We start from the raw sequence: 318 nt of genomic DNA, 5'->3' as shown, positions 1-318 counted from the left end.
GCGTGCTCTTCGCGGCCAGGACCTTGTCGGTCTTGGCCTTGAGTTCGTCCGAGATCTTGACCGGGTAAACGCCCTTCTTGGCGCGGGCGTCGATCACCCCGGGGGCGAACAGCGCAATCTGCGCGCGGGTGCGCGCCGCGGTCTCGGGCATCGGCACGCGCGGCAGCAGGCGGCGGCCGTCGTCGGCCAGCGCCGGGACCAGGAGCGGCGTCCCGTGCTCGACGCGTAAGCCCCGGATCGTGATCACGTCGTGGGTCGCGCGCATCTCGAGCGTATCGCCGGTCGACTCGGGGTCGAGCGGTGCGGTCACCCGGAAGA

1 protein-coding gene is annotated in these 318 nt (G+C 71.4%); it reads right to left on the bottom strand.

Annotated features, from left to right (window positions below):
• Nucleotides 1-318: hypothetical protein (locus A6X21_RS24765; protein ID WP_165603830.1), on the bottom strand; the 318-nt coding region annotated here is incomplete at both ends.

It is taken from the genome of Planctopirus hydrillae, assembly GCF_001707835.1.
GTDB classification, from domain to species: Bacteria; Planctomycetota; Planctomycetia; order Planctomycetales; family Planctomycetaceae; genus Planctopirus; species Planctopirus hydrillae.
Note: the sequence above shows the minus strand (reverse complement) of the source record. Positions and strands in the feature narration are given on the sequence as shown.